The organism is Rhodococcus sp. NPDC003322 (genome assembly GCF_053589555.1).
Genome location: NZ_JBSFSC010000002.1, coordinates 317,385 through 336,762 on the forward strand (window position 1 = coordinate 317,385; position 19,378 = coordinate 336,762).

Annotated in this window: 21 protein-coding genes; 13 read left to right on the forward strand and 8 right to left on the reverse strand. The window is 68.0% G+C overall.

The features are described 5' to 3' along the window. Positions 1 to 51 precede the first annotated feature (51 nt). A complete protein-coding gene (locus ACWDUM_RS07880; RefSeq protein WP_450111827.1) occupies positions 52 to 453 on the reverse strand; it encodes a cobalamin B12-binding domain-containing protein in 402 nt (133 codons plus the stop codon). Beyond that, positions 453 to 2,030, reverse strand: coding sequence for a methylmalonyl-CoA mutase family protein (locus ACWDUM_RS07885; protein WP_450133538.1), 1,578 nt, complete (start codon positions 2,028 to 2,030; stop codon positions 453 to 455). Before ACWDUM_RS07885 ends, ACWDUM_RS07880 begins: the two co-directional genes overlap by 1 nt. A gap of 80 nt (positions 2,031 to 2,110) precedes the next feature. Between ACWDUM_RS07885 and ACWDUM_RS07890 the strand changes: the two genes are divergently transcribed. Further along, the gene (locus tag ACWDUM_RS07890) at positions 2,111 to 2,941 is read left to right on the forward strand and encodes an SDR family oxidoreductase (protein ID WP_450111826.1); all 831 of its coding nucleotides are present in this window, start codon (positions 2,111 to 2,113) and stop codon (positions 2,939 to 2,941) included. Between the two features lie 23 nt (positions 2,942 to 2,964). Next, positions 2,965 to 3,207: a (2Fe-2S)-binding protein gene (locus ACWDUM_RS07895; RefSeq protein WP_450133539.1), complete on the forward strand. Its 243-nt coding sequence runs from the start codon at positions 2,965 to 2,967 to the stop codon at positions 3,205 to 3,207. 73 nt (positions 3,208 to 3,280) lie between these two features. Here the strand turns inward: ACWDUM_RS07895 and ACWDUM_RS07900 are convergent, their stop codons facing one another. Continuing rightward, positions 3,281 to 3,997 carry an enoyl-CoA hydratase/isomerase family protein gene (locus ACWDUM_RS07900; RefSeq protein ID WP_450133540.1) on the reverse strand — a complete coding sequence of 239 codons (717 nt, stop codon included), beginning with the start codon at positions 3,995 to 3,997 and terminating at the stop codon, positions 3,281 to 3,283. 137 nt (positions 3,998 to 4,134) lie between these two features. Between ACWDUM_RS07900 and ACWDUM_RS07905 the strand changes: the two genes are divergently transcribed. The 7 genes from ACWDUM_RS07905 to ACWDUM_RS07935 all read left to right on the forward strand — a co-directional run bounded on the left by ACWDUM_RS07905 (position 4,135) and on the right by ACWDUM_RS07935 (position 10,489). After that, positions 4,135 to 5,700, forward strand: a complete 1,566-nt coding sequence (locus ACWDUM_RS07905) for an AMP-binding protein (RefSeq protein WP_450133541.1) — start codon at positions 4,135 to 4,137, stop codon at positions 5,698 to 5,700. A gap of 38 nt (positions 5,701 to 5,738) precedes the next feature. Next, positions 5,739 to 6,920 carry an amidohydrolase family protein gene (locus tag ACWDUM_RS07910; protein WP_450111822.1) on the forward strand — a complete coding sequence of 394 codons (1,182 nt, stop codon included), beginning with the start codon at positions 5,739 to 5,741 and terminating at the stop codon, positions 6,918 to 6,920. Beyond that, on the forward strand, positions 6,917 to 8,344 hold the full coding sequence (locus ACWDUM_RS07915) for a FadD3 family acyl-CoA ligase (protein ID WP_450111821.1): 1,428 nt from the start codon (positions 6,917 to 6,919) through the stop codon (positions 8,342 to 8,344). The genes ACWDUM_RS07910 and ACWDUM_RS07915 overlap by 4 nt, the downstream gene beginning before the upstream one ends. Before the next feature lie 54 nt (positions 8,345 to 8,398). Beyond that, positions 8,399 to 8,629, forward strand: a complete 231-nt coding sequence (locus tag ACWDUM_RS07920; RefSeq protein WP_450111820.1) for a DUF3263 domain-containing protein — start codon at positions 8,399 to 8,401, stop codon at positions 8,627 to 8,629. 64 nt (positions 8,630 to 8,693) lie between these two features. Beyond that, positions 8,694 to 9,509, forward strand: a complete 816-nt coding sequence (locus tag ACWDUM_RS07925; RefSeq protein ID WP_450133542.1) for a mycofactocin-coupled SDR family oxidoreductase — start codon at positions 8,694 to 8,696, stop codon at positions 9,507 to 9,509. A 20-nt stretch (positions 9,510 to 9,529) separates the two neighbouring features. Continuing rightward, a complete protein-coding gene (locus ACWDUM_RS07930) occupies positions 9,530 to 9,982 on the forward strand; it encodes a nuclear transport factor 2 family protein (RefSeq protein WP_450133543.1) in 453 nt (150 codons plus the stop codon). A 54-nt stretch (positions 9,983 to 10,036) separates the two neighbouring features. Next, positions 10,037 to 10,489 (forward strand): MaoC family dehydratase, encoded by a 453-nt coding sequence (locus ACWDUM_RS07935; RefSeq protein WP_450133544.1) that lies wholly within the window; start codon positions 10,037 to 10,039, stop codon positions 10,487 to 10,489. 84 nt (positions 10,490 to 10,573) lie between these two features. Here the strand turns inward: ACWDUM_RS07935 and ACWDUM_RS07940 are convergent, their stop codons facing one another. Genes ACWDUM_RS07940 through ACWDUM_RS07950 form a run of 3 tightly spaced genes read right to left on the reverse strand, consistent with a single transcriptional unit; the run spans position 10,574 to position 13,001 of the window. Beyond that, positions 10,574 to 11,413 carry a mycofactocin-coupled SDR family oxidoreductase gene (locus ACWDUM_RS07940; protein ID WP_450133545.1) on the reverse strand — a complete coding sequence of 280 codons (840 nt, stop codon included), beginning with the start codon at positions 11,411 to 11,413 and terminating at the stop codon, positions 10,574 to 10,576. 59 nt (positions 11,414 to 11,472) lie between these two features. After that, the gene (locus ACWDUM_RS07945; RefSeq protein WP_450133546.1) at positions 11,473 to 12,753 is read right to left on the reverse strand and encodes a cytochrome P450; all 1,281 of its coding nucleotides are present in this window, start codon (positions 12,751 to 12,753) and stop codon (positions 11,473 to 11,475) included. After that, positions 12,750 to 13,001 (reverse strand): ferredoxin, encoded by a 252-nt coding sequence (locus ACWDUM_RS07950; RefSeq protein ID WP_450133547.1) that lies wholly within the window; start codon positions 12,999 to 13,001, stop codon positions 12,750 to 12,752. Before ACWDUM_RS07950 ends, ACWDUM_RS07945 begins: the two co-directional genes overlap by 4 nt. Positions 13,002 to 13,143: 142 nt before the next feature. Here ACWDUM_RS07950 and ACWDUM_RS07955 point away from each other — a divergent pair, with 142 nt between their 5' ends. Continuing rightward, on the forward strand, positions 13,144 to 13,764 hold the full coding sequence (locus ACWDUM_RS07955; RefSeq protein ID WP_450133548.1) for a TetR family transcriptional regulator: 621 nt from the start codon (positions 13,144 to 13,146) through the stop codon (positions 13,762 to 13,764). Here the strand turns inward: ACWDUM_RS07955 and ACWDUM_RS07960 are convergent, their stop codons facing one another. Next, positions 13,765 to 14,628: a response regulator transcription factor gene (locus tag ACWDUM_RS07960; RefSeq protein ID WP_450133549.1), complete on the reverse strand. Its 864-nt coding sequence runs from the start codon at positions 14,626 to 14,628 to the stop codon at positions 13,765 to 13,767. A gap of 116 nt (positions 14,629 to 14,744) precedes the next feature. Here ACWDUM_RS07960 and ACWDUM_RS07965 point away from each other — a divergent pair, with 116 nt between their 5' ends. Next, a complete protein-coding gene (locus ACWDUM_RS07965; protein WP_450111811.1) occupies positions 14,745 to 16,358 on the forward strand; it encodes an acyl--CoA ligase family protein in 1,614 nt (537 codons plus the stop codon). A 51-nt stretch (positions 16,359 to 16,409) separates the two neighbouring features. Then, complete coding sequence (locus ACWDUM_RS07970; protein WP_450134181.1) at positions 16,410 to 17,258, forward strand: 3-hydroxybutyryl-CoA dehydrogenase; 849 nt, start codon at positions 16,410 to 16,412, stop codon at positions 17,256 to 17,258. Between the two features lie 65 nt (positions 17,259 to 17,323). Here ACWDUM_RS07970 and ACWDUM_RS07975 read toward each other — a convergent pair whose 3' ends face one another. After that, the gene (locus ACWDUM_RS07975; protein ID WP_450111810.1) at positions 17,324 to 17,476 is read right to left on the reverse strand and encodes a hypothetical protein; all 153 of its coding nucleotides are present in this window, start codon (positions 17,474 to 17,476) and stop codon (positions 17,324 to 17,326) included. Positions 17,477 to 17,631: 155 nt separating this feature from the next. Here ACWDUM_RS07975 and ACWDUM_RS07980 point away from each other — a divergent pair, with 155 nt between their 5' ends. Then, positions 17,632 to 19,080, forward strand: a complete 1,449-nt coding sequence (locus ACWDUM_RS07980) for an MFS transporter (RefSeq protein ID WP_450133550.1) — start codon at positions 17,632 to 17,634, stop codon at positions 19,078 to 19,080. Positions 19,081 to 19,378 lie beyond the last annotated feature (298 nt).

Here is a 19,378-nt window from a genome sequence, read left to right on the forward strand (position 1 = left end):
CTGACCGAATGTGGGATTCGGTCACGTGAACCGACCGAATCCCACATTCGGTCAGGACGGGGACGGGGACCCGGTGAGCTTGCGCACCTCGGTCACCAGCACGTCCAGCGGCGTGCTGGTCGGGAACACCGCGGCCGCACCCGCCTCGAGCAGACGCGGGACGTCGGCCTGCGGGATAGTGCCGCCGACGATCACGTCGATGTCTCCGGCGTCGGCCGCCCGCAACGCGTCGACGACCCGGGTGGTCAGTGCCACGTGCGCACCCGAGAGGATGCTCAGGCCGACGACCGCGACGTCCTCCTGCAGCGCGATCGAGACGATGTCCTCGACCCGCTGGCGGATGCCGGTGTAGATCACCTCGAATCCGGCGTCGCGCAACGCGCGAGCGACGATCTTGGCGCCGCGGTCGTGACCGTCGAGTCCGGGCTTGGCGACGAGAATGCGCGCGGTCATCAGAACACCACCGGCTGCACGAACTCGCCCCACACGGCCTTGAGCGCGGACACCATCTCGCCGACGGTGCAATACGCGTTGGCGCAGTCGATCAGGGAATGCATCAGATTGTCGGTTCCTTCCGCGGCGCGGGACAGGGCGGCGAGGCTGGAGCGGACCGCCTCGGGGTCGCGTTCGGCCTTGACTTTCGCGAGCCGCTTGAGCTGCAGTTCGCGGCCCTCGGCGTCGAGCTCGTACGTTCCGATCTCGGGTGCGGGCTCGTTCGAGGTGAACTTGTTGACACCGACGACCGGGCGCTCGCCGGCCTCGATCTCCTGGTGCAGCTTGTACGCCTCGTCGGCGATCAGGCCCTGCAGGTAGCCGTCCTCGATCGCACGGACCATGCCGCCGTGCTGTTCGAGGTCGGCCATGATCTCGATGATCCTGGCCTCGGTGGCGTCGGTGAGCGCTTCGACGAAGTAGGAGCCGCCGAGCGGGTCGGCGACACGCGTCACGCCGGTCTCGTACGCGAGGATCTGCTGGGTGCGCAGCGCCAGGGTTGCCGACTCCTCGCTGGGCAGCGCGAACGGCTCGTCCCAGGCGGCGGTGAACATCGACTGCACGCCGCCGAGCACGGAGGCCATCGACTCGTAGGCGACACGGACCAGGTTGTTCTGGGCCTGCGGCGCATACAGCGAGGCGCCGCCCGCGACACAGCCGAACCGGAACATCGACGCCTTCTCGGTGGTCGCGCCGTACCGCTCGCGCACGATGGTCGCCCAACGCCGCCGTCCCGCACGATATTTGGCGATCTCCTCGAAGAAGTCGCCGTGCGTGTAGAAGAAGAAGGAGATCTGGGGCGCGAACTCGTCGATCGTCATCCGGCCGCGCTCGACCACGGTGTCGCAGTAGGTGACGCCGTCCGCGAGGGTGAAGGACATCTCCTGCACCGCGTTGGCCCCGGCGTCACGGAAGTGTGCTCCGGCCACGGAGATCGCGTTGAACCGGGGCACCTCGGCCGCACAGAACTCGATGGTGTCCGCGATCAGGCGCAGCGAGGGCTCCGGCGGCCAGATCCAGGTGCCGCGAGAGGCGTATTCCTTGAGGATGTCGTTCTGAATGGTGCCCGTCAGCTTCTCGCGCGGCACGCCCTTGCGTTCGGCGGCGGCGACGTAGAAGGCGAGCAGGATCGCGGCGGTCCCGTTGATCGTGAAGCTGGTGCTGATCTTGTCCAGCGGGATCCCGTCGAACAGCACCTCGGCGTCGGCGAGCGTGTCGACGGCGACCCCGACCCGGCCGACCTCCTCGCTGACCTCGGGGTCGTCGGAGTCGTAGCCGCACTGCGTCGGCAGGTCCAGCGCCACCGACAGCCCGGTACCGCCCTGTTCGAGGAGGTAGCGGTAGCGGCGATTGGACTCCTCGGCGGTGCCGAAGCCGGAGTACTGCCGGAAGGTCCACAGGCGGCCGCGGTAGCCGGACGAGAAGTTGCCGCGAGTGAAGGGGAACTGGCCCGGGGCAGGCGGGTCGACACCGGTGTCGGTCGGCCCGTAGACCGCCTCCAGCGGGATGCCCGACGAGGTCTCAACGTTGTCAGTCACGGCGACAACGATACTTGCAGAAAATGAGAATGCCAATATCATCACCGAGAATAGACTGATCAGACCTTGACGGGAGAACGATGTCCAGCCGAGAGAACACCCTCACCGACCGCACCATGGTCATTTCCGGGGCCAGCCGCGGAATCGGCCTGGCCATCGCGGTGGCCGCGGGCAGGCAGGGCGCGAACGTGGTGCTGCTGGCCAAGACGGCGGAGCCGCACCCGCGGCTGCAGGGCACCGTCCACACCGCGGTCGCCGAGATCGAGGCCGCGGGCGGCAAGGCGGTCGCGGTGGTCGGCGACGTCCGCAACGAGGAGGACGTGGCGCGCACCGCGGCAACCGCCGTGGAACGGTTCGGCGGCATCGACATCTGCGTCAACAACGCCAGCGCGATCGCCCTGGAACCGACCGAGCAGCTCTCGGGCAAGAAGTACGACCTGATGCAGGACATCAACTGCAAGGGCACGTTCCTTCTCACCCAGGCGTGCCTGCCGCACCTGCGCGCATCGTCCAACCCGCACGTGCTCACCATCGCCCCGCCGGTGAACATGAACCCGCGATGGCTCGGCGCGCACCCCGCCTACACGCTGTCCAAGTACGGAATGACCTTGCTGTCGTTGGGTTTTGCCGACGAGTTCGCCGACGCCGGCATCGCCGCGAACTGCCTGTGGCCGCAGACCTACATCGCCACCTCCGCCGTCGCGAACATGGTCGACGGCGAGAACCTGCTCTCCTCGTCGCGGTCCCCGGAGATCATGGCGGACGCCGCGGTCGAGATCGTCTCCCGGCCCGCGCGCACGACGACCGGCAACTGCTACATCGACGCCGACGTGCTCACCGAGTCCGGGGTCGCCGACCTGTCCCGCTACGGCGGCGGCGACCAGCCGCAGCTGGACCTGTTCCTCGACTGACCCGTTCCCCAGGGGAGGTAGCCGTGTACATCTGCCTGTGCCACGCCATCACGCACCACACGGTCGACGAGGCCGTCTCCCGCGGCGCACGCACCTCGAAGGAGGTCGCGGCCGCATGCGGCGCGGGCTCGGACTGCGGACGGTGCCGCCGCACGGTGCAGGCGATCATCGCCGCGGCGGCGGGCGGAGCCACCGGGCCGGCGGCGGACGCGGGGGCGACCATCGCCACCACGCATGCCCGGCGGCATCACGCCCCCGCACGGTGACCCTGCTCGGTGACCCTGCTCGGTGGCGCCCTCCCGAACGGAGGGCGCCACCGAGATCACCCGCCTCGACGGATCACTTGCCCTTGGCGAGGACTCGATCCGCGGCCTCCCAGTGCGCGTCCGCCACCCACAACCGGGCGAACGCCGCGACCGCCTCGGACTCGGAGGCGCCACCGACCACCTGCTTGATCGCGCCGGACGACGGGTTGGCCAGCGACCTCGCCAGCGTGCGCCAACCGTCGGCGAACGACTCGCGCGGGAGCACCCGGTCCACCAGACCGACGCTCTGAGCTTCGTCGGCACCGAGGACGGCCCCGGACCCGGCCAGCATCAGCGCGCGACCGCGACCGACCAGGGCGGCGAGCCTCTCGGCGCCACCCCAGGCGGGCATGATGGCCAGGCTCACCTGGTTGAAGCCGATCTTGATGTCGTCCGCGGCGACCCGGATGTCGGCGGCGACGGCGACCTCGGCACCACCGCCGAGGGCGTGGCCGTTCAGCGCCGCGACCACCGGGGCCGGGAAGTTCGCGATCCGGTCGCAGATCGACCGCATCCGCCACGCCATGTCCGCGGCCTGCTCCTCGGTCCGCAGCCTGCTCAGCTCCTTGAGGTCACCACCCGACACGAAGGCCCGGTCGCCCCCGCCGGTGACGACCAGGGCCTGCGCGCCCGCCGCCTCGTCGAGCGCCTTGTCCAACTGGTCCATGGTTTCCGGCGCGATGGCGTTGCGGGCGTGCGGACGGTCGATGGTGATGACCGCCAGCCCCTCGTCGAATTCGAGGTCGACCATCTTTCATTCTCCCAACTGATATTGGCATTCTCTTGCTACGAGAATAATCTATCCGCAGTTGACGGAACATCGGCCGGACCGACCCCGCCGGCACGATGCCCGGGTGCGGCGCCGACATAGGCATTGGAGCTCGCCACATGCGGAACATCCCCAGCGAACTGGTCACCCGTTACGAGTCGGAGGGGTGGTGGACCAAGGACACGATCGGCGATCTGCTCACCCGCGGCCTGGACGCGGCGCCCGACACCGAGTTCCGCGTCCACTCCGCGGTCCGCCCGTACACCGGCACGTTCCGCGACGTCGAGCTCGTCGCCCGCCGCCTCGCCGCCGGCCTGCGCGAGCGCGGCGTCGGCCCCGGCGACATCGTCGCCTTCCAGCTGCCGAACTGGATGGAGGCGGCGGCGGTGTTCTGGGCGTCGTCCTTCCTCGGCGCGGCGGTGGTACCCATCGTGCACTTCTACGGCCGACGCGAACTCGAGTTCATCCTGGGAGACACGAAGCCGAAGGTCTTCGTCACCACCGAGAATTTCGGCCGCACCGAGGTGCACGAAGACCTCTGCGCGACAGTGCCGATCGTCGGCGTGGTCGGCTCCAACATTTCCCGAGGCTCCGCCCGAGGTGACAACTTCGACGACCTGCTCGCCACCGAGCCGATGCTCGGGCTGCTCCCGGTCGATGCGGCGGAGCCGGCGCTGATCGCGTTCACCTCCGGGACGACCAGCACTCCCAAGGGTGTGGTGCACAGCCACCAGACACTCGGCCACGAGACCCGTCAGCTCTCCGACCTATACCCGCCGGACCGCGGCCATCAACTCACCGCGGCTCCGGTCGGGCACTTCATCGGCATGGTGAACGCCTTCCTGATCCCGGTGCTCGACGGCACCGCCGTCAATCTCACCGACGTCTGGGACCCGGCACAGGCGCTGGCCCTGATGCGTAGCGACGGACTGACCGTCGGCGGCGGCGCCACCTACTTCGTCACCAGCCTGCTCGACCACCCGGACTTCACCCCCGAGCACCTGCCGTTCATGCGGTACGCCGGCCTCGGCGGGTCGTCGGTGCCCGCGGCCGTGACCACCCGACTGGAGGATCTCGGTATCACGGTGTTCCGCTCCTACGGCAGCACCGAGCACCCGTCGATCACCGGGTCCCGGCACACCGCCCCGACCGACAAGCGGCTGTTCACCGACGGCGACGCGCTGTCCGGGGTGGAGATCCGTCTCGCCGAGGACGGCGAGATCCTCAGTCGCGGACCGGAACTGTGCATGGGGTACACCGATCCGGAGCTGACCGCGAAGGTCTTCGACGAGGACGGCTGGTATCACACCGGCGACATCGGAGTGCTGGACGAGGACGGTTACCTGACGATCACGGATCGCAAGTCCGACATCATCATTCGCGGCGGCGAGAACATCAGCGCGCTCGAGGTCGAGGAGGTGTTGCTCACCGTGCCCGGCGTCGCCGAGGCGGTGGTGGTGGCCGTTCCGGACGCCCGACTCGGAGAACGCGCGGCGGCCGTCGTCCGAATGCGCCCCGGAAGCGAAGCCCCCTCGATGGACGGCCTGCGCACGCACTTCGACCGGGCCGGACTGGCCAAGCAGAAGTGGCCCGAGGAGTTGCACCAGGTAGACGACTTCCCCCGCACCGCAAGCGGCAAGATCCAGAAGTTCGTCGTCCGGAACGATATTGCGACACTCAAGTAGAGAGAATAGTATTCTCATAAATCGAGAAGGAGGATCACATGCCTGCGAGCAAGCTGCCCTACCCGTTGTTCGACGCCGACAACCACCTCTACGAGACCGAGGAGGCCCTGACGAAATACCTCCCGGAGAAGTACAAGAACGCCATCAGGTACGTGCAGGTCGACGGCCGGACGAAGATCGCCATCAACGGGCAGATCAGCGAGTACATCCCGAACCCGACGTTCGAGGTGGTGGCCCGGCCCGGCGCGATGGAGGAGTACTTCAAGAACGGCAATCCCGAGGGCAAGAGCCGGCGGGAGATCTTCGGCGACTCGATGAAGGCCATCCCGGCCTTCCGCGACCCCGCGGCCCGCCTGGAACTCATGGACGAACTCAAGGTCGACCGCACCCTGATGTTCCCAACACTCGCCAGCGTGGTCGAGGAGCGCATGCGTCACGATCCCGAACTGATCCACGCGGTCACCCACGCTCTCAACGAATGGCTGTACGACACCTGGTCTTTCAACTACAAGGACCGGATCTTCACCACCCCGGTGATCAGTCTGCCGATCCTCGACAAGGCGATCGAGGAGCTCGAGTGGGTCGCCGAGCGCGGCGCCCGCGCCGTTCTCATCCGCCCCGCCCCGGTTCCCGGGTTCAAGGGCCCGCGGTCCTTCGCGTTGCCCGAGTTCGACCCGTTCTGGAAGCGCGTCGTCGAACTCGACATCCTGGTCGCGATGCACTCCTCGGACAGCGGTTACGCCCGCTACACCGCCGAATGGGACGGCAGCGACACCGAGATGCTGCCCTTCCAGACCAACACCTTCAGCATGATCAACGAGTGGCGTCCGGTGCAGGACACCGTGGCCTCCTGGGTCTGCCACGGCGCCCTGTTCCGCTTCCCGGACCTCAAGATCGCCGTCATCGAGTCCGGCGCCAGCTGGCTGCCGCCGCTGCTCGACTCGCTCGCCGACACCTTCAAGAAGGCCCCCGAGGGCTTCGGCATGCAGGACCCCGTCGAGGCGATCAAGCGCAGCATCCACGTCAGCCCGTTCTACGAGGAGGGCGTCGCCGACCTGATCGAACTGGTCGGCGTCGACCGTGTGCTGTTCGGATCCGACTACCCGCACCCCGAGGGGCTCGCCCAGCCGACCCACTTCGCGGACATGCTCGACCACCTCCCCGCGGAGGACCAGGCAAAGATCATGGGCGGCAACCTCGCGAGGTTGATGTCCCTATGACCTGGAAGACCATCCCCGAGATGGTCCTGAGCGTCGGCGATCGCTTCGGTTCTGCCGAAGCGATCGTCGACGGGCAGACGCGGATCACCTTCAGCGAACTGACCGACCGGATCCGCCGCGCCGCAGGATCATTCGCCGACGCAGGCATTCGCAAGGGCGACCGGGTCGCCCTGTGGGCACCCAATTCCGCCGAGTGGATCGTCGCCGCCTTCGGCCTGCTCACCGCCGGCGGTGTCCTGGTACCGGTGAACACCCGGTACCGCACGGAGGAGGCCACCGACATCGTGCGGCGCAGCGGCGCGAAACTGGTCCTCACCCAGAAGGGCTTCCTCGGACTCGACCACACCGTCGACGCCGATGTCCCGGTGATCGACCTGAAGTCCGACTTCCTCTCCGCCGGTGAGCACTTCGAGTGCGAGATCGACGGCGATGACATCGCCGACATCATGTACACCTCCGGCACCACCGGCCGCCCCAAGGGCGTGATGATGAACCACCGTCAGACCCTGCGGATGTTCGCCGAGTGGTGCGACCTGGCCGACCTGCGTCAGGGTGACCGGTACCTGGTGGTCAACCCGTTCTTCCACATGTTCGGCTACAAGGCCGGGCTGATCGCCTCGATGATTCGCGGCGCCACCGTCTACCCGGTGCCGGTTCTCGACGTCGACGAGGTGCTGGATCTGGTGGAGCGCGAACGCATCACGATGCTTCCCGGACCTCCGACGCTGTACCAGTCGCTGCTCGCCGCGGATCGCAGTCGTGACCTGTCGTCCCTGCGCGCGGCGGTCACCGGTTCCGCGGACATCCCGGTCGAACTGATCCGGCGGGTCCGCGAGGAGCTGCCGTTCCAGACGATCATGACCGGCTACGGGCTCAGCGAGGGCGGCACCGCCACCGCGTCCCGCCCCGGCGACACGTTCGAACAGATCGCGACGACCGTCGGAACACCCTGTGACGGAATCGAAGTCCACATCGCCGACGACGGCGAGGTGCTGATTCGTGGCTACAACGTCATGCAGGGCTACCTCGACGACCCGGCGGCCACAGCGGAGGCGATCGACGCGGACGGGTGGCTGCACACCGGCGACCTGGGCAGCCTGGACGACGGCGGGCGGCTCCGCATCGTCGGCCGCAAGAAGGACATGTTCATCGTGGGCGGGTTCAACGCCTACCCTGCGGAGATCGAGGGTTTCCTGCTCGAGCACCCCGACGTCGACCAGGTCGCGGTCATCGGCGTCCCGGACGAGCGGCTGGGGCAGGTCGGCAAGGCGTTCGTCGTGCCGAAACGTCCCGTCTCGGCCGATGATCTGATCGCCTGGAGTCGCGAGCGGATGGCCGGCTTCAAGGCACCACGGTTCGTCGAATTCCTCGACGCACTACCGCTGAACGCCACCGGCAAGGTGGTCAAGGACCTGCTGCGCTGAACGGCGCCGGGCGGGCCCGACGCCCGCCCGGCCCACAACCTGAAGGGGGTACACATGACCAACGACGTCGCGATGCTCGCACATGCCCTGAAATGGCGGCACTGGAACGGCGGGGACGACGAGGACATCTTCGTCGAGTTCGGGGTGTCCGCGCAGCAGTACTACCACCGGGTCCGCCGGATGCTCACCGACCCGCGCGGGCACAGCCTCGAGCCGTCCCTCGTCGTCGAACTGATGACGCTGTGCAACAACCGGATCACCCCACCCGCCGCACACGCCAGCTGAGCGGCCTGCCCTTCCGCCCGTCCCTCGGGGCCGTTCCGGGCGGGAACGAACCACAGGAGAATCGATGAGTGAGCGGGTCGCCGGCAAGGTGGCACTGATAACGGGCGCCGCACGCGGACAGGGGCGGGCACACGCAGTCCGACTGGCGGAGGAGGGGGCGGACGTCGTCGTCGTCGACGTCTGCGCGCCGCTTCCGGACAGCGTGCGCTATCCGCCGGCGACCGTCGAGGACCTCGAGGAGACCGTTCGCCTGGTGGAGAAGACCGGGCAGCGAGCGGTTTCGGGAGTGGTCGACGTCCGGAATCTGGACGAACTGCGCTCGATCGTCGACGGCGCCGTCTCGCAGCTGGGACGGTTGGACATCGTCGTGGCCAATGCGGGCATCTGCGTCGCGGCACCCTGGTCCGAGGTCACCCCGCAGATGTACGAGGACGTGGTCGGCACGAACGTCACCGGCGTCTGGAACACCATGATGGTGGGTGCACCGCATCTCGTCACCGCGGGTGGCGGATCGATCATCCTGGTCAGCTCCGCCGCCGGGCTCAAGGCGCAGCCGTTCATGGTTCCGTACACCACAAGCAAGTGGGCGGTGCGCGGCATGGCGAAGGCCTTCGCTGCGGAACTGGCCCGACACCACATCCGGGTCAACAGCCTGCACCCGACCGGAGTGAACACCCCGATGGTCACCGAGGTCGGGCCGGCGATCGCCCAGGCACTCCCCGACAACGCCCGGCTCGGCCCGATGATGATGAACATGATGCCGGTCGACATCACCGAACCCGAAGACGTCTCCGGCACCGTGCTCTTCCTCGCCTCGGACGACTCGAAGTACATGACCGCCCACGAACTCGCACCGGACGCCGGTGTCACCGAGTTCTGACGCCCGAGGAGAAGACGAACTTGGACAACGACATTCGCGATCGGCAGGAGATCGAGAACCTGCTGTACCGATACGCCCGGGCGGTGGACACAGATGACTGGGAGGGCTACGTCGACGTCTTCACCGAGGACGCCGTCCTCGACTACAGCTCGGCCGGCTACCCGCCGGGTGACCGACACCAGATGGCGGCCGTGTTCGGGTCGACCCTGTCCGTGCTGACGATGAAGCAGCACTTCGTGACGAACGTCCAGGTCGAGCTCGACGGCGACCGGGCAAAGGTGACCGCGATGTTCGTCAACCCCATGCAGTTCCCGGGACTCGACGGGCTCAGCATCTGCGGTGGCAACTACCACCACACCGTGGTGCGGACCCCGGACGGCTGGCGCAGCGAGCGCCTCGTCGAGGAGAACCTCTGGTTCGTCAACCGGCCGCCCCGGCCGGCCGCAACGGCGGGGGCCGCGAGCAGCGCGTGAGCGCGGCAGTGGTGATTCCGGGTCCAGGACACAGAACAGGAAGCCAAACCTCCCATGACCGATTTCGCCGACTTCGACACGCTGCGCACCGCCGTGGGCACCACGGTGGGTACCAGTGACTGGATCACGGTCGATCAGCACCGCATCGACGGCTTCGCCGACGCGACCGACGATCACCAGTGGATCCACGTCGACACCGATCGGGCAATCGACGGACCGTACGGCGGGACCATCGCCCACGGCTTCCTCACGCTGTCGCTGTTGGCCCCGATCACCCAGCAGGTGATGACCGTCAGCTGCGCGCGGATGGCGCTCAACTACGGACTCGGCAAGGTCCGGTTCATCTCGCCCGTCCCGGTGGGCAGCCGCGTCCGTGGCACGGTCGAGCTCACCGACGTCGCCGATGTCGCGGGCGGCATCCAGGTCACCCGCACCGTCACGATCACCGCCGAGGGCGCCGAGAAACCTGCCTGCGTCGCGGAGAATCTGGTGCGCTACCTGTCGTGACCCGTACCGCCTGCACCGCCGGCACCGGGTCCTGAATCCACCGCGAGATTCAGGACCGGGTGCCGAGTCGTTCTCAGCGCGTGACTACTTGAGGTTGCTCCCCGCGTCGACGGTGAGGGGAAGGCCCGTGACGTAGCGGGATTCGTCGGAAGCGAGGAACAGCACGGCGTTGCTGATGTCCTCGGGTTCCACCCAGCCGACCGGCAGTACGTGCATGAGCTGTGCGACGACCTTGAGGTCCTCCGGTCCAGGATTCTCGAGGTCGGGGCGGAACATCTTCATCGCCCCCTCGTTCATGAACATCGGGGTGTTCACGTTCGTGGGGTGGACGGTGTTGACCCGAATCGAGTGCTGTCCCAGTTCGACCGCGAACGTGCGCATCAGTCCGACCACGCCGTGCTTCGCGGCGATGTACGGGCCCATGTTCGGGTAGGCCTTCAGCCCGCCGACCGAGCTCGTCAGGACGATCGATCCGCCGTTTCCTGCCGCGATCATGTGAGGGACACCGGATTTCACCGACTTCCAGACGCCGGAGAGGTTGATGTCGAGCATCTCCTGCCAGTCGAACTCGTCGGTCTGGTCGAGGGTGACACCACCCGTCCCGATCCCGGCGTTGGCGACGATGATGTCGAGCCGACCCAACTGTTCGACTCCGTTGTCGACGGCCACCTTCAGGGCGTCGAAATCACGCACATCGACCTCCGCCGCCACGATGCGACGGCCCAGACCCTTGACCAGCTCCACGGTTTCGGCCAGATCATTCGGTCCGGACGGCTCGATCTGCGCGTTCTCCCTGATCGGTCCGCAGATGTCGATCGCGATGATGTCCGCGCCCTCCTGCGCCAGCCGTACCGCGTGACTGCGCCCCTGACCGCGGGCCGCACCCGTGACGAACGCGACCTTGCCTTCAACTCTCCCTGCCATGACTTGCCTCTCTCGTCGCGCTTCGGGCGACTGCCCGAAGCGGTGTTGCCGGATTGCCTCTAACGGGTCGGGCTGAACTCGATGTGGAGTTCGGTGAGTCCGCGCAACAGGAAGGTGGGCTCGTACGCGTACCGACGGTCGTCCGTCGGTCCGTGCGCGCTCTCGCTGATGCCGATGTCGCTCATCCTGTCGAGCAGCCGGTTCAGGGTCACGTGACCTTCCACGCGGGCGAGCGGCGCGCCGGCACACGTGTGCAGCCCCCGCCCGAACGCGACGTGATCGTGTGCGTTCTTCCTGTCGAGCCGGAACTCGTTCGGGTCGTCGAACTTGCGCGGATCGCGGTTGGCGGCAGCGAGACCCAGCATCACGACCGTCCCGGCCGGGATGTCGAGATCGCCGATTCTGGTGGACTTGCGGGCGAGGCGGAAGTCGACCTTCGTCGGGCTGTCGAAGCGCAACGACTCCTCGATGAAAGCCCGGATGAGACTGCGATCCTCACGCAGGATCTGCTGGTACTCCGGCCGCTCACCGAGGACCCGCAGCGCCGAGCTGAGGAGCTTCGTCACCGTTTCCTGTCCGGCCGCGAACAGGAAGGTCGCCGGCCGCACCACCTCGAGGAGTGCGGGAGTCGATCCGTCCGGATACGTGGCCGAGGCCAGGCCGCTGAGAATGTCGCCGCGGGGTTCACGCCTGCGTTCTGCGATGTAACCGCCGAAACGCTCGTCCAGGTATTCCAGCGGGTTGATCCCGACCGGCTCGTGATCGAGCGCTCCGACGCGGGCACCGGGTCGTGCGTCGGCACCCAGTGCCTGGCGGAACTCCTCGCGGTCCTCCTCGGGGACGCCGAGCAGGTCCGTGATCGCCAGGGTGGCGAACGGTTTCGCGTACTCGCCGAGAAACTCGCAGCGACCGTTGTCGATGAATTCGTCGAACTGGCGGTCCGCCAGGGTCCACAGGAATTCCTCGTTCTCCTGCAGTCGTTTCGGTGTCAGCATCCGCCCCAGCAGCGACCGGGCCTTCGTGTGATCGGGGGGATCCATCGTGACGATGTGCTCGAAGATCGGGAACTGGTGGCGGTGGGCTTCGATCTGAGCGGTGATGTCGTCACCCTCGGGCACGAACGGCAGCGGGGGAAACGGTCCGCCGATCGCGTTGACGGCCGAGAGGGCTTCGGTGTTCTTGAACCCCTCGATCACCTCGTCGTGGCCGGTGACGACAACCACGCCGTGGTGCGGCTCACGGAAGACGGGGTTCCGGCCCCGGAGGTGGTCGAAGTACTCGAAGGGATTCTGCGCGACCTCTCCGTCGGAGAAGTAGTCGACTGATGCGAGATCGGTCATGGGATCACTGGCCTTTCGGGTGAACGAGGTGAGGTGGCAGGTGGGTCCTCCAAGAAACTGACGGCCTGGCGCGGGCAGGCGCTGACCGCCGACCGCGCCTTGGGCCACAACGCTTCCGGCGGACTCTCGTCGCAGACGGCAACGTCGTCGTCGGCGAGAGTGAAGATCTCGGGCGCGATCTCGACGCACAGTGCATGCGCCTCGCACAGGTCGCGATCGACGTGTAGGCGCTTCGGTGATCCCGTCATCGGGCGCTCCCCAGGGTGAATTCGGTCTCGAGCGGCGGGGCGGACATTCACCCCACGGCCGCCGCTGGAGGTACTGTGAGTAACCGTGTTACCGGGAGCACGGTAACTCTGTTACTCACCGACGGCAAGGAAATTCGCAAAAATGGAGAACTCCGATGTTGTGGATGGGGTGGACCCGACTCGAGACCGACTCCTCGACACCGTCGTCGACCTACTCGAGAACGAGGGATACGACGCGGTCCAGCTGCGTGAGGTCGCACGCCGCGCCCGCACGTCTCTGTCGACCATCTACAAGCGGTACGCAACCCGGGACGAGCTGATCCTCGCCGCGATCGAACGCTGGATGGCGGGGAACCACTCCGGGCTCGTCACCAAGCCGCGCGACCCGAACGAGCCGCTGCACCCGGCGATGATGCGCGTGATCCGGGCCATCTTCGAACCGTGGGAACAACACCCGGCGATGCTCTTCGCGTACTTCCGTGTGAGTGCCGCGCCCGGCGGCGAGGGCTTCGCCGTGCGTAGCTTCGATGCCGTCGTGCCGGTCGGCATGGCGGTCCTGTCCGACGTGGACCCCGACTTCGTCGCCGACCTGGAATCGATCCTCTCGAGCGTCGTCTACGGCCTGGTGGGGCGCTGCCGCGACGGGTTGATCGAGGTCACCGACATCATGCCGACGATCGACCGCACCGTCTTCTGGCTGACCACCGGCTATCAGGCATCGCTTCGGGACCCGTCACTGCCTGCGCCGCCTCGACGCGAATGATCACGGCAGCAAGCCTCGCCGCCGCGCCTCGAACACCGCCTCCTGCCGACTGCCCACCTCGAGCTTGGCCATCAGGGTGCGCATGTAGGTCTTCACGGTTTCCACACTGAGGGAAAGCCTCTCGGCGATCTCGGCGTTGCGGCAACCGAGCGCGACGTGCGAGAGCAGGTCGAATTCCCGGGGAGACAACCTGATCGAGTCGTCTGCCGTGACGGGCGTGGTGAGCGATCGGAGCGAGGCCTCCACCTCGCGCAGCTGCGCGGCCACCGTCTCGTCGCCGACCCGGTCGGCGAGCTCGTGCAGGGCCAGATAGCTCTCGGTGATCCGTTCCGACTCCGACGTTGTGCGGGGGGCCCGGGGCACCACGTTCGCGAGCAGCGCGACCCGCCGGTCCACCTCGTCACGGATCTCGATCTCACGCGCCAACCGCGACGCGGCCCTCAGCACCGGGTCGGTCATGGCGTCCCCGATCGGCCGCCGGGTCCGCAGCCCGCCGTACAGGGCGGCCCGCGTGACGCCGCGCACGACCACCGGCACCGCCAGCAGCGATTCGATGCCCTCCCCGGCGACCTGCACGTCGTACTCGTGGGTGATGTGGTCGGAGTCGAAGTAGTCCGGAGCGGCCTCGGGCCGCTGTTCGGCGACCGCCCGACCGCCGAGACCGCAGCGGAAGTCGATGGTCAACCCGCGCAGGATCGAGCTGCGGGTGCCCGCGAACCCGGACAACAGCATCGCGCCCTCGGCGACGGCACCACCGAACAGGACCGGGAACGCGCTCGACGTGCTCAGTGCCCGCAGCTCGGCGCGCAGCGCGTCCTCGTCGCTCGGCCGCAGCACCTCGTTCGTTCTCGTCGTCTCTGTCATCGCCTACCCACTTCGTAGGGTAGCGGCCCACCCGCAGTGGCCCCTACCGTCGGGGGGAACGCCTGTAAGCCCCGTCACACCCGACGGGCACCGTCCGGACCTGGAGAAAACCGCCCATGACCGCCGTACTCGCCCCCAACCACTCCCAGCTCAGCCCGCTGCGTTTCCTGGAGCGCTCGGCGGCGGTGTTCCCCGACCGCACCGCGATCATCCACGGCGACCGCCGCTACAGCTACCGCGAGTTCGGCGACGAGGTGCAGCGGCTGGCGCGGGTGCTGCGGGCCCGCATCACCCCCGGCGACCGGATCGCGTACCTGTGCCCCAACACCCCCGAGATGTTGATGGCGCACTTCGCGGTGCCACTCGCCGGCGGTGTGCTGATCGCGTTGAACTCGCGCCTGGCGGGCCCGGAACTGGAGTACATCCTCGATCACTCCGGGGCCTCGATCCTCTTCGTGGACTCCGAACTGCTCGGCTCCGCCGCCACCATCCGGGAGGCGGTGCCGACGGTGCGCGAGATCGTCGAGATCCCCGACTCCACGAACATCGTCGACGAGCCCGTCGCCGGCGTCGCGACCACCACGTACGCCGAACTGCTGGCCACCGCGGTCGACGGCGCCGAACTGCCGTGGGCGGTGGACGACGAGCTGTCCCCGATCGCGATCAACTACACCTCCGGCACCACCGGAAAGCCCAAGGGCGTCATGTACTCCCATCGCGGCGCCTACCTCAATTCGTTCGGTGAGACCTTCCACAACGGGTTCACCGGGGACTCGAAGTACCTGTGGACGCTGCCGATGTTCCACTGCAACGGCTGGTGCACACCCTGGGCGGTCACCGCGGCCGGCGGCACCCACGTGTGCCTGCGGGCGGTACGCGCGGACGCGATCTGGGACGCGATCGACACCCTCGGGATCACCAACCTGTGCGGCGCCCCGACCGTCTGCTCGATCATCGCCGACGCCGAGCAGGCGCACCCGCTGGCGCACCCGATGCGCATCACCACCGCAGGCGCCCCGCCGTCGCCGACGATCATCGGCAAGCTCGAGGCGCTCGGCGTCACCGTCGTACACGTGTACGGGCTGACCGAGGTGTACGGGCCGTACACGATCTGCGAGCCGCAGGAGTCGTGGGCGGCCCTGGATCCGGCGGAGCGGGCGGTGCTGATCTCCCGGCAGGGCGTCGGCATGCTGCAGGCCGAGACCGCGCGGGTGGTGGACCCCCAGATGAACGACGTGCCCGCCGACGGGGTGAGCCTCGGCGAGATCGTGCTGCGCGGCAACAACGTGATGCTGGGCTATTACCGGGACGAGAAGGCCACCGCGGAGGCGTTCGCCGGTGGCTGGTTCCACACCGGCGACCTCGGCGTCATGCACCCGGACGGGTACATCCAGCTCAAGGACCGCGCGAAGGACATCATCATCTCCGGCGGCGAGAACATCTCCACCGTCGAGGTCGAGCAGGCGATCGTCTCCCACCCGGCCGTCGCGGACGTCGCGGTGATCGGCGTCCCGGACGACAAGTGGGGGGAGCGCCCGAAGGCGTTCGTGCTGCTCCGGCCGGGTGCGGAGCTCACGGCGGAGGAGTTGATCGCACACACCCGGAGCCTGCTCGCCGGGTACAAGGTGCCGCGTGACATCGCGTTCGCGTCGGACCTGCCGCGCACCCCCACCGGCAAGATCCGCAAGAACGAGCTGCGGGCGGGCGGAAGCCCGGTTACCGGCGCGTAGCAGAATGGCCCACGACAAGATGACGAGCATTTCAGGTTTGGAGAGATGACTGTGCAGCTGATCGGAGTGATCGGTGGCGGCACCATGGGTGCCGGAATCGCCGAGGTATGCGCGAAGGCCGGGAGCGACGTCCTGGTGCTCGAGACGAAGCAGGAGTTCGCGGACGCCGCCACCACGCGGATCGCCTCGTCGATCTCCCGCGGCGTCGCCAAGGGCAAGATCACCCAGGAAGAGGCCGACGCGGCAATCGCCCGCGTCCGGGTCACCCTCGACATCGAGGAGTTCGCCGACCGCGACCTCGTCATCGAAGCCGCCCCGGAGATCGAGGCACTGAAGTACGAGATCTTCGGCAAGCTCGACAAGATCGTCAAGCCGGCCGGCATCCTCGCCACCAACACCTCCTCGATCCCGGTGATCAAGGTCGCGGGCGCCACCACGCGCCCCGAGCAGGTCGTCGGCGTGCACTTCTTCAACCCGGTGCCGGTGATGCCGCTGGTGGAGATCATCTCCACCCTGGTCACCTCCCCGGAGACCGCCGCCGCGGTCACCGACTACGCGAGCAGCACCCTCGGCAAGACCACCGTGCAGGCCGGTGACCGGTCCGGGTTCATCGTCAACGCGCTGCTCATCCCGTACCTGTGCCAGGCGGTGCGGATGCTCGAATCCGGGTACGCGTCCGCCGACGACATCGACGCCGCGATGAAGGGTGGCTGCGGCTACCCGATGGGCCCGCTGACCCTGCTCGACACCGTCGGCCTGGACATCGCGCTGGCCGCGGCGGAGTCGCTGTACGCCGAGTTCGCCGAACCGCACTACGCCCCGCCGGCGCTGCTGCGCCGCATGGTCGACGCCGGCCGCCTGGGCCGCAAGACCGGCCGCGGCTTCTACGACTACAAGTAGGCGTTACGCGCCTGTGCGCGCTTCCGGTGGCTGGGACCACCAGAAGCGCGCACAGGTGCCGCGAGTCAGCTGAACGCCGAGAGCGCACCGACCACAGCGAGGGTCGCGCCCACGCCACCGATGATCGTGCCCAGACCGGACACGACGGGCTGGATCTGCTTGATGAGGGCGAGATCCTCTTCCGACGAACCGGCGCGGGTTGCACGTGCTACTGCCATTGAACTACTCCTCGAATGTGTGAGTGGGTGAGCGGGATGTATGTAACCGGACCACTCGGCCCGAATCGCCCTCCCGAGAACGAATCTCGCCCGTAACCGCAGGTGACGGGTTTGAATCCGGCTGCCGCAAATGTTCACGGCGTAGCCTCGACTCCATGACGGTCCAGCTGCGATCGCCAACCGGACGCGCAGTCGTACTCGCGACCGTGCTCGGCTCGTCGCTGGCGATGCTCGACGCGACGGTCGTCAACATCGCGCTGCCCCGCATCGGTGAGGACCTCGGCGCCACGGTCTCCGGACTGCAGTGGGTCCTGAGCGGCTACACCCTGACCCTCGCCTCCCTGATCCTGCTCGCAGGCGCGCTCGGCGACCGGCTCGGCCGTCGGCGCGTGTTCGTCTGGGGAACGGTCTGGTTCACGCTCGCCTCGATCGCGTGCGCGCTCGCGCCGACCATCGAAACGCTCGTCTCGGCACGCATCCTGCAGGGCATCGGCGCCGCCCTGCTCACACCGGGCAGCCTGGCGCTGCTGTCGGCGACGATCGACCCCGACGACCGGGGCACGGCGATCGGGTTGTGGTCCGGGTTCGGCGGCGTGGCGTCGGCTGCGGGGCCGCTGGTCGGCGGCTGGCTCGTCGAGGTGGCGTCGTGGCGTGCGGTGTTCTGGCTGAATGTGCCGCTCGCGATCGCGGTGGTGTGGGTGTCCGTGCGTCATGTCCCCGACAGCCGCGACCCGCAGGCGCACGGCCGGCTCGACCTGCCCGGGACGACGCTGGGCATCGTCGCGCTCGCCGCGCTCACCTACGGCCTGATCGCCGGGCAACCTCTTCCCGTGGGCGGCGGGATCGCAGTCTTCGCGGCCTTCCTCGTCGCGGAACGCCGCTCCCCCGACCCATTGGTCCCACCGTCGCTGTTCCGCTCCCGGGTGTTCACCGCCGCCAATCTGGTGACGCTGACGGTGTACGCCGCACTGGGCGGGGTGTTCTTCCTGCTCGTCCTGCAGTTGCAGATCGTGGCCGGATACTCGCCGATGGCGTCCGGGCTGGCGACCCTGCCGATCACCGTGCTGATGCTGGTCCTGTCGGCCCGGGCCGGGCGCTGGGCGCAGCACCACGGGCCACGGCTGCCGATGACGGCCGGTCCGCTGATCGGCGCGGCCGGCCTGCTGCTGATGCTCCGGATCGGTCCGGACGCTTCGTATCTCACGGAGGTACTGCCTGCGGTTCTCGTCTTCGGGCTCGGCCTGTCCACGTTGGTGGCCCCGCTGACCGGGGCCGTGCTGAACTCGGTCCCGACCGAGCGGTCCGGCATCGCGTCGGGTGTGAACAATGCCGTGGCCCGCAGCGCTCAACTCCTCGCGGTCGCGGCCCTGCCGGGGCTCGCGGGAATCACCGGCTACAGCGACCCGGCGTCGTTCTCGGACGGGTTCCGGGTCGCGATGCTGATCTGTGCCGGACTGATGCTCGCCGGTGCCGCCATCGCCGCAGCGATGGTCCCTACAGTGAAGCCCCCTGCGGAACAGCCGGATTCGATCGAGTGCCGACCACATTGCGATGTCTCTGCGCCGGCGCTCGCACCGGAGGATTCCGCTCGCGGCGAGCGTTGACCTCGCTTCACCCCGCGGTGCGGCGACGGCGTGCGCAGTGCCGTGCCTTCCCGAACCTCGGAGGTCATCGTGGGCCATCAGTTCACCGACACCGTCTCCGTCGCCTGGCTTCGCGAACACCTCGCAGACCCGGCGCTCGTCGTAGTCGACTCGAGCACCCACCTGACCCTGGCGAAGGACGGGCCGTACTCCGTCGAACCGGGGCGGGCGACCTATGAGGCCGCACCGACGCGGCCGTGTACGACGGGTCCCCGACCGCGTGGAGGCGGACCGGTCGCTACCGCTGGTGCTGGGCGAG